Below are 9,214 nucleotides of genomic sequence, written 5' to 3'. Positions count from 1 at the left end.
AGGTCGTTGCCGGTACGGCCGACCGTGCACAGCGCGGTATTGCCGGCGGTCACGCCCGACAGGGCGACGGATTTCTTGGGCTTCGGGCCGTTCTGCGGGACTGGCTGCTGCTCTGACATCGCGTTTCCTGTCTGGTCTCTTGCCCGAGCCAAGCGCGGGGTCGATCCTGTGGCACACCGTGGTCATCGCCTGGCGCGCGCCAGGCAACGTTCATGCAAAGAAGCGTTCGAGCACCGTGCCGGGCAAATCAGCACCGGTGGCGTGCGCCCGCTGCAGCAGCGACCAGTAATACCGGTAGCTGGCGCGGTCGTGCAACTGGCCCTGGTGGCGGATCGGCGCCCAGTTGTTCTCGTAGGCGGCCAGCAGGATCTCGCTGGACGCGCCAATCTCCGTGCCACTGGGGCGGAAGGCCGCCACGATCGGCTGGATCTGGCTCGGGTGGATGCTCCACTTGCGCAGGTAGCCGAATTCGGCCCGGGCGCGCAGGGCATCGTCTCCGGCGCGGGATGGCTGCTCGATATCGGTGCTGACGTTATGCGAGGGCACCTTGCCGTACCGATGGCAGGCGGCCGAGATCTCCAGCATGGCGCGCCGGATCAGCGGGTGCTCGAACTGCTGCGGCGAGCGCATGGCGTCGCCCGGGATGGCACCGTGGTGGGCGGAAACGAAATCCATCAGCCCGAAGCTGAGACATTCCACCTGCACGAGGCGGGCGATATCGAATACCTGGTCCAATGCGGCATGCGTCTCTATCAGCACATGAATAGGGATGTGCCGTGCGATGCCGGCGGCGCGGGCCGCCTGGTTCACGTGGTCTGTGACGCGCGCGACCTCGACCACATCGGTCACCTTGGGCACCACCACATAGGCCAGCCGGGCGCCGGCGCTGCCCACCAGGATGTCGATGTCCTGGCGCCAACAGGGGTGCGCCGGGTCATGGATGCGCACGCCCACGCGGTTGAAGTGGTTTTGCGGGCTGTTGATGAGGCGTGCGCACAATTCGGCGTGCTCGCGCTCCAGCCCGACGGCGGCGCCGTCTTCGCAGTCGAAGGTGATATCGAAGACGGGCCCAAGCTCTTGCTGCAGGGCAAGCGATTTCAGCATCAGCTTTTCGTTGCCGGCATAGTGGTCGCAGACCGGCAGTTGCGTCGGAATGGCTTCGCCCTGGAACAAGACCTCGGAAGGATGCACTTTATTCAATCGAATAGCGGTTGAGGGAGGAAGGGGCGGGGCGCCAGAATGAAAAAACCGGAGCCTGCGCCGATTCGTGAATCGATGCGAGGCTCCGGTCTAGTCATTGGCGCTGCCTGGATCCTGGATCAGCCGAGCAGGTGCTGCACGCCGGCACGCTCTTCTTCCAGTTCCTTGAGCGTGATATTGATCTTTTCCTGGCTGTAGGCGTCGACTTCGAGGCCCTTGACCATTTCGTACTTGCCGTTGGCGGTGGTCACCGGGAAGCCGAACATGGTGTCTTCGGGGATGCCGTACGAACCGTCCGACGGGATGCCCATGGTGACCCACTTGCCGTTCGAGCCCAGGACCCAGTCATGCACGTGGTCGATGGCAGCGTTGGCGGCCGAAGCTGCCGACGACAGGCCACGGGCTTCGATGATGGCGGCGCCGCGCTTGCCAACGGTCGGCAGGAACACGTCGTTGTTCCAGGCGTGGTCGTTGATCAGGTCCTTGACGCTCTGGCCGTCGACGGTCGCGTAGCGGTAGTCGGCGTACATGGTCGGGCTGTGGTTGCCCCAGACGAACATCTTCTCGATCGACGCGACCGGCTTGCCGGTCTTGGCGGCAATTTGCGACAGGGCACGATTGTGATCCAGGCGCAGCATGGCGGTGAAGTTCTCCTTGGGCAGGCTCGGAGCCGACTTCATCGCGATGTAGGCGTTGGTGTTGGCCGGGTTGCCGACCACCAGCACCTTGATGTCGCGGGCGGCGACTTCGTCCAGCGCCTTGCCTTGCACCGTGAAGATCTGTGCGTTGGCTTCGAGCAGGTCCTTGCGTTCCATGCCCTTGCTACGCGGACGGGCACCGACCAGCAGCGCGACGTTGGCGTCCTTGAACGCGACTTTGGGGTCGTCGGTGATCACCACGCCGGCCAGCAGCGGGAATGCGCAATCTTCCAGTTCCATCACCACGCCCTTGACGGCGGCCTGGGCTTGCGGGAGGTCGAGCAATTGGAGGATGACCGGCTGGTCTTTGCCAAGCATGTCGCCATTGGCGATGCGGAACAGCAGGGAGTAGCCGATCTGGCCAGCGGCGCCGGTGACTGCGACGCGCATTGGGGCTTTAGCCATGAGTAATTCTCCAAACAAGAAGAGGGGGAAACTGGTCGGTGTCTGGCCGGAGGGTAGTCCGGACGTCACCGGTTGCGGGTTTGTCGCCACGGCGGCAAGCGGCAATCCGCCGGCGCGCTGCTAGCGGTACCGACTGGAGAGAGCCACAACGGGTCATGGGGTGCGACAAAGCGTAAGTCTACTGCGAAGAGGGGTGCCGTATCCAGAGCGGGTGCAGGCGTGAAACCTGCGGGAGTGTAGGCCTGCCCATTTGTGTTGTCAATTCATATGTCTTATATAAGACATAAGACATTTGATGGCGGGCTGGACGTGCTTCCTCGTTTTGTGGTGAAATTCGCCTATGTCATCCCTGCCCCCGTCCCTCGCCGGCACTGCCGTTGCTGCAGTGCAGGATAACGGCGCCGCTACGTCCGGCGCCGGGACGCAGCCGTCCGCGGCGGCGGCCTCGCCAACATTCAGCCCACTCTACCAGCAGATCAAGGCGCTCATCACGCAGAGCCTGCAGTCCGGTGAATGGAAGCCCGGCGACATGATCCCCAGTGAAATGGACCTGGCGGCCCGCTACAAGGTCAGCCAGGGCACCGTGCGCAAGGCCATCGACGAACTCGCCGCCGAGAACCTGGTGGCGCGCCGCCAGGGCAAGGGCACCTTTGTCACGACGCACCACGAGGATGGCGTGAAGTTCCGCTTCCTGCGTCTGGTGCCGGACGAGGGCGAGCCCCATTATGGGGCCAGCCAGGTGCTGGAATGCAAGCGCCTGCGCGCGCCGGCCGAAATCGCACGCCTTCTCGACATCCGCACCGGCGATGGCGTGGTGCAGATCCGCCGCGTGCTGTTTTTCTCCGGCGAGCCGACCGTGCTGGACGAAATCTGGCTGCTGGGCACCAACTTCAAGGGCCTGACGGCCGAGAAGCTGACCGAATGGAAGGGCCCGATGTATGCGCTGTTCGAGGCCGAGTTCGGCACGCGCATGATCCGGGCGAGCGAAAAAATCCGCGCGGTGGCCGCTGACCAGGCCACCGCGTCGCTGTTGTCCGTGGATGCGGGCACGCCGCTTTTGTCTGTCGAGCGCGTCTCGTTCACCTATGGCGACCGGCCCGTCGAAGTCCGCCGCGGCCTGTATGTAACCACCCGGCACTATTATCAGAACGATTTGAGCTGATACGCCGGAATGCAATCCATGTCGATTATTGCTATTGCAGCCACGGCAGCCGCCGCTGTTGCGCAAAGCAGGGATGATTACCTCGCGGCATGGTTGCGTGCGATTGTCGGGCACGCCATGTTGGTGCGCGATAGCTGAAAATTATTGGTGCGCCGCGCAACAAAGGCGCTAAAATTATCGGGATTTGCTCCGGCTGCATCCATTTGCATCCAGGGCGCTCAGAAGTTTCGTTTTTTGTTTACCGCAAATGGGGTCTAGCAATGGCTGAAGCCAAACAAGCCAGGCCGGAGTTCAGGAACATCCATGTGACGCAGCTGGCGCGTTACAGGTTGCCCTGGGCCGGCAAGGTGTCCATCCTGCATCGCGCAAGCGGCGCTCTGATGTTCCTCCTCCTTCCTTTCGTCCTGTATCTCTTCGAGCAGAGCGTCACTTCCGAACTGAGCTTCGCAAAGTTCTCGGCGCTTCTGTCCGGCGGCTTCGTCAAGCTGGTTCTGCTGGCTCTGATCTGGGGTTACCTGCACCACTTCTGCGCCGGCATCCGTTTCCTGCTGCTCGACGTGCACGTTGGCGTGACCAAGCCCGCTTCGGCGAAGTCCGCTGTTGCCGTGCTGATCATCAGCCTGTTGCTCACCGCTGTGTTCGGCCTGAAGCTGTTCGGCCTGTTCTGAGGAGAGAGTCAACGTGGCAAATAATAATATCGGTCCCAAGCGTCTGGTCGTCGGTGCGCACTACGGTCTCAAAGACTGGCTCGCGCAGCGCGTCACCGCTGTCATCATGGTGGTCTTCACCATCGTGCTGGCAGTCGCCTTCCTGCTCTCGAACGGCGCTTCCTACGAAGCGTGGGCAGGTCTCTTCTCCAACCAGTGGATGAAGATCATCACGTTCCTCACCATCCTGTCGCTGCTGTATCACGCCTGGATTGGCGTGCGCGACATCTGGATGGACTATGTGAAGCCGATGGCAGTGCGCCTCGTGCTGCAAGTTCTTACGATTCTGTGGCTCGTCGGTTGTGCGGGCTACGCAGCTCAGATTCTCTGGAGGGTGTAATAAATGGTCGCAGTCAAGACAGGATTGCCGCGTCGTCGCTTTGACGTGGTCATCGTCGGGGCGGGCGGCGCTGGGATGCGCGCATCCCTCCAGCTCGCGGAAGCCGGCCTGAATGTCGCCGTGCTCTCCAAGGTTTTCCCGACGCGCTCGCACACCGTGGCGGCGCAGGGTGGCATTGGCGCTTCGCTCGGCAACATGAGCGAAGACAACTGGCACTATCACTTCTACGACACCATCAAGGGTTCCGATTGGCTGGGCGACCAGGACGCAATCGAATTCATGTGCCGTGAAGCCCCCAAGGTCGTCTACGAGCTCGAGCACTTCGGCATGCCGTTCGACCGTAACGCCGACGGCACCATCTACCAGCGTCCGTTCGGCGGCCATACGTCGAACTACGGCGAGAAGCCGGTCCAGCGCGCTTGCGCGGCTGCCGACCGTACCGGCCACGCACTGCTGCACACGCTGTACCAGCGTAATGTGCGCGCCAAGACGCATTTCTTCGTCGAGTGGATGGCGCTGGACCTGATCCGCGACGCCGACGGCGACGTGCTGGGCGTGACCGCGCTGGAAATGGAAACCGGCGAGGTCTACATCCTCGAGGCCAAGACCACGCTGTTCGCCACCGGCGGCGCCGGCCGTATCTACGCCGCGTCGACCAATGCCTTCATCAACACCGGTGACGGCCTGGGCATGGCAGCGCGCGCAGGCGTGCCGCTGGAAGACATGGAGTTCTGGCAGTTCCACCCGACCGGCGTGGCCGGCGCGGGCGTGCTGATCACCGAAGGCGTGCGCGGGGAAGGCGGTATCCTGCGTAACAAGGACGGCGAGCGCTTCATGGAGCGCTATGCGCCGACGCTGAAGGATCTGGCGCCGCGCGACTTCGTCTCGCGCTCGATGGACCAGGAAATCAAGGAAGGCCGCGGTTGTGGCCCGAACGGCGACTACGTGCTGCTGGACCTGACGCACGTCGGGGCCGACACCATCATGAAGCGCCTGCCGTCGATCCGCGAGATCGGCGTCAAGTTCGCCAACGTCGACGCGATCAAGGAACCGATCCCGGTGGTGCCGACCATCCATTACCAGATGGGCGGTATCCCGACCAATATCAATGGCCAGGTGGTGGCGCCGAAGAACGGCAACCCCAACGAAGTCATCAACGGTTTCTACGCGATCGGCGAATGCTCCTGCGTGTCGGTGCACGGCGCCAACCGCCTGGGCACCAACTCGCTGCTGGACCTGGTGGTGTTCGGCCGCGCGGCCGGCAACCACATCGCGGCGACCTCGATCAAGCAGAAAGAGCACAAGCCGCTGCCGGCCGATGCTGCCGACCGCGCCATGTCGCGCCTGGCCAAGCTGCAATCGTCGTCGTCGGGCGAATACACCCAGGACGTGGCCAACGACATCCGCAAGAACATGCAGTCGCATGCGGGCGTGTTCCGTACGCAGAAGCTGATGGACGAAGGCGTCGAGCGCATCCTCGAAGTGGCGGAACGTGCTGACAACATCCATCTGAAGGACAAGTCCAAAGTCTTCAACACCGCACTGGTGGAAGCCCTGGAAGTGGCCAACCTGGTGGAAGTGGCCAAGGCCACCATGATTTCGGCAGCTGCCCGCAAGGAATCCCGCGGTGCGCACGCGCACAGCGACTTCCCGAATCGCGACGACGAGAGCTGGCTCAAGCACACGCTGTTCTACAGCGAAGGCAACCGCCTCGACTACAAGCCGGTGAAGATGAACCCGCTGACGGTGGAAAGCGTTCCTCCCAAGGCCCGGACCTTCTAAGCACCGCGTAGGACCCACAGGACCCACAGAAATGAAGCGTATTTTCGAAGTCTACCGCTACGACCCGGACAAGGATGCGGCCCCCCGCATGCAAACGTACGAAGTCGAGCTCGACGGTCATGAGCGCATGCTGCTGGACGCGCTGGTCAAGCTGAAGAAGCTGGACGAAACCATTTCGTTCCGCCGCTCGTGCCGCGAAGGCGTGTGCGGATCGGACGCGATGAACATCAACGGCAAGAACGGTCTGGCCTGCCTGACCAACATGCTCGAGCTGCCGGAACGCATCGTCTTGCGTCCGCTGCCCGGCCTGCCGGTGGTGCGCGACCTGATCGTCGACATGACGCAGTTCTTCAAGCAGTACAACTCGATCAAGCCGTACCTCATCAACGACGAGCCGCCGCCCGAGAAAGAGCGCCTGCAGTCGCCCGAGGAGCGCGACGAGCTGGACGGCCTGTATGAGTGCATCTTGTGCGCAAGCTGCTCGACGTCGTGCCCGTCGTTCTGGTGGAACCCGGATAAGTTCGTCGGCCCGGCCGGCCTGCTGCAAGCCTATCGCTTTATCGCGGACAGCCGCGACCAGGCGACCAGCCAGCGCCTGGACGACCTGAACGACCCGTACCGCCTGTTCCGTTGCCACAGCATCATGAACTGCGTCGACGTTTGCCCGAAGGGGTTGAACCCGACCAAGGCCATCGGCAAGATCAAAGAGCTGATGGTTCGCCGCTCGGTCTGATCCTGCGCGGTTGTTGTAAGCGGCGCGTCAGTCCGGGCTATCAAACTGCATACCCGACCGGCGCGCCGGAAGTAGGTACCTATGACCGAAAGTGTTTCCCCCAGTTTCTCCCACCAGGCCGACCCGCACCGGCGTGCACGACTGCGCTGGCGCGCGCGGCGCGGCCTCCTGGAGAACGACATCATCGTCGAACGTTTTTTCAACCGTTACGAAGAAAGCCTCTCCGACCAGGACGTGGCCTCGCTCTCCGAACTCTTCGAGCTGAGCGACAACGAGTTGATGGACCTGCTTCTTGCGCGCAAGGAGCTGGACGGTGAGCTCGACACGCCCCCGATGCAGCACGTGATTGCCCTGCTGCGTTCGGTCTGAGTTTCGTCAACATTATTAGTCAGCATTAGAAGGAACCGACATGACGCCGTCCGATGTGAAAGCCACGCTATCGTTTTCCGATGGTTCCCCCAGCGTTGAGCTGCCGATTTATACGGGTACCGTTGGCCCCGACGTAATCGATATTCGCAAGCTGTACGGACAAACCGGCAAGTTCACCTATGACCCCGGTTTCATGTCGACGGCTTCGTGCAATTCGAAGATCACCTACATCGACGGGGACAAGGGTGAGCTGCTGTATCGCGGCTACCCGATCGAGCAACTGGCTACCAAGTGCGACCACCTGGAAACCTGTTACCTGCTGCTCAAGGGCGAACTGCCCAATGCCAAGCAGAAGGAAGAATTCGTGGGCGCCGTGATGAACCACACCATGGTTCACGAGCAGATGCAGTTCTTCCTGCGCGGCTTCCGCCGCGATGCCCACCCGATGGCCGTCCTGACGGGCCTGGTGGGCGCCATGAGCGCGTTCTACCACGACGCCATGGACATCGATGATCCGCACCAGCGCGAAATCTCCGCGATCCGCCTGATCGCCAAGATGCCGACCCTGGTCGCCATGGCCTACAAGTACAACATCGGCCAGCCGTACATCTATCCGCAGAACGACCTGTCCTACTCGGGCAACTTCATGCAGATGATGTTCTCCACGCCGTGCGCCCCGTACAAGGTGAACCCGGTGCTCGAGCGCGCGCTCGACCGCATCTTCATCCTGCACGCGGACCACGAGCAGAACGCCTCCACCTCCACGGTGCGCCTGGCTGGCTCCTCGGGTACCAACCCGTTCGCCGCCATCGCCGCCGGCGTGGCTTGCCTGTGGGGCCCGGCCCACGGTGGCGCCAACGAAGCCGCCCTCAAGATGCTTGAGGAAATCGGCAGCGTCGACAACATCACCGAGTTCATCAAGCAGGTCAAGGACAAGAACTCGGGCGTGCGCCTGATGGGCTTTGGCCACCGCGTGTACAAGAACTACGATCCGCGTGCCAAGCTGATGCGCGAAACCTGCTATGAAGTGCTGAACGAACTGGGCCTGCACAACGACCCGCTGTTCAAGCTCGCCATGGAACTGGAAAAGATCGCGCTGGAAGACGAGTACTTCGTCAGCCGCAAGCTGTATCCGAATGTCGACTTCTACTCGGGCATCGTGCAGCGCGCACTCGGCATCCCGACGTCGCTGTTCACCTGCATCTTCGCCCTGGCACGCACGCCGGGCTGGATCTCGCAGTGGGAAGAAATGATCACCGATCCGGAATACAAGATCGGCCGTCCGCGCCAGCTGTTCAACGGCGCGGCAAGCCGCAACGTGCCGGATATGGGCACGCGTTAATGCCCCGGTAAGGCGGCGCTGGCAGTCACGGCGCCGTATGCATCACGAAACGCCCCGGCCATGGCCGGGGCGTTTTGTTTTTTGCGCGTGCACGTGCACGGATCTGATCCCCCAGCCAAGACGCGAAATGGCTCGCTGGGGCGGCGCAGCAATACCAAACGCATCGGCCTTGCCAAGGCCTTGTCCTCCAAGCTCGCCGGCACTTGTGCGGCGCAAAAGATTTATTGCGTGAAACGTGGCGATAACGCCAATTTCCGACGATTTGTGCTGTGTTACTACCATTAAGATCCTCATTTGTTGTGCAAATGTGCCATCCGGCGCGGAATTTGACCCTATAATGCGGGCTGCTTTGCCGACAGCAGCCGGGCCACCCTTCCGGACTGCGTTGAGGCGAGCGGGGCAGGCGAATCACCTGCGCAATAGAGAACGCATCAACGTTGTCTTTCCGAACCAAGGTCTTCCGTTGCATGGATTGC

9 protein-coding genes and 1 pseudogene are annotated in these 9,214 nt (G+C 62.2%); 7 read left to right on the top strand and 3 right to left on the bottom strand.

All coding sequences use genetic code 11. The annotated features are described in order from the left end of the window. The 3 genes and pseudogenes from AC07XB_RS36980 to AC07XB_RS36970 all read right to left on the bottom strand — a co-directional run. Positions 1-119: pseudogene (locus AC07XB_RS36980) on the bottom strand (2-methylcitrate synthase); the annotation flags it as partial. Between the two features lie 91 nt (positions 120-210). Next, positions 211-1,191: an HpcH/HpaI aldolase/citrate lyase family protein gene (locus AC07XB_RS36975; protein ID WP_492376494.1), complete on the bottom strand. Its 981-nt coding sequence runs from the start codon at positions 1,189-1,191 to the stop codon at positions 211-213. 128 nt (positions 1,192-1,319) lie between these two features. Then, positions 1,320-2,303 (bottom strand): malate dehydrogenase, encoded by a 984-nt coding sequence (locus AC07XB_RS36970; RefSeq protein ID WP_150993520.1) that lies wholly within the window; start codon positions 2,301-2,303, stop codon positions 1,320-1,322. Between the two features lie 340 nt (positions 2,304-2,643). Here AC07XB_RS36970 and AC07XB_RS36965 point away from each other — a divergent pair, with 340 nt between their 5' ends. From AC07XB_RS36965 to gltA, 7 genes are all read left to right on the top strand, one after another. Then, positions 2,644-3,465 (top strand): GntR family transcriptional regulator, encoded by an 822-nt coding sequence (locus tag AC07XB_RS36965; RefSeq protein ID WP_183033200.1) that lies wholly within the window; start codon positions 2,644-2,646, stop codon positions 3,463-3,465. A 260-nt stretch (positions 3,466-3,725) separates the two neighbouring features. Further along, the gene (gene sdhC, locus AC07XB_RS36960) at positions 3,726-4,133 is read left to right on the top strand and encodes a succinate dehydrogenase, cytochrome b556 subunit (protein WP_150993516.1); all 408 of its coding nucleotides are present in this window, start codon (positions 3,726-3,728) and stop codon (positions 4,131-4,133) included. Between the two features lie 13 nt (positions 4,134-4,146). After that, positions 4,147-4,512: a succinate dehydrogenase, hydrophobic membrane anchor protein gene (gene sdhD, locus AC07XB_RS36955; RefSeq protein WP_043348033.1), complete on the top strand. Its 366-nt coding sequence runs from the start codon at positions 4,147-4,149 to the stop codon at positions 4,510-4,512. A gap of 3 nt (positions 4,513-4,515) precedes the next feature. Further along, the gene (gene sdhA / locus AC07XB_RS36950; protein ID WP_043348030.1) at positions 4,516-6,294 is read left to right on the top strand and encodes a succinate dehydrogenase flavoprotein subunit; all 1,779 of its coding nucleotides are present in this window, start codon (positions 4,516-4,518) and stop codon (positions 6,292-6,294) included. 31 nt (positions 6,295-6,325) lie between these two features. Then, on the top strand, positions 6,326-7,027 hold the full coding sequence (locus tag AC07XB_RS36945) for a succinate dehydrogenase iron-sulfur subunit (protein WP_043348027.1): 702 nt from the start codon (positions 6,326-6,328) through the stop codon (positions 7,025-7,027). Between the two features lie 81 nt (positions 7,028-7,108). Continuing rightward, positions 7,109-7,396, top strand: a complete 288-nt coding sequence (locus AC07XB_RS36940; protein WP_006161620.1) for an FAD assembly factor SdhE — start codon at positions 7,109-7,111, stop codon at positions 7,394-7,396. A 40-nt stretch (positions 7,397-7,436) separates the two neighbouring features. Continuing rightward, positions 7,437-8,738 (top strand): citrate synthase, encoded by a 1,302-nt coding sequence (gltA, locus tag AC07XB_RS36935; RefSeq protein ID WP_006161619.1) that lies wholly within the window; start codon positions 7,437-7,439, stop codon positions 8,736-8,738. Positions 8,739-9,214: the final 476 nt, after the last annotated feature.

The sequence above is a fragment of the Cupriavidus sp. GW821-FHT02F09 genome, from assembly GCF_059421605.1.
The sequence above is the reverse complement of the archived record's forward strand: the minus strand, read 5'-3'. Positions and strand labels throughout refer to the sequence as shown.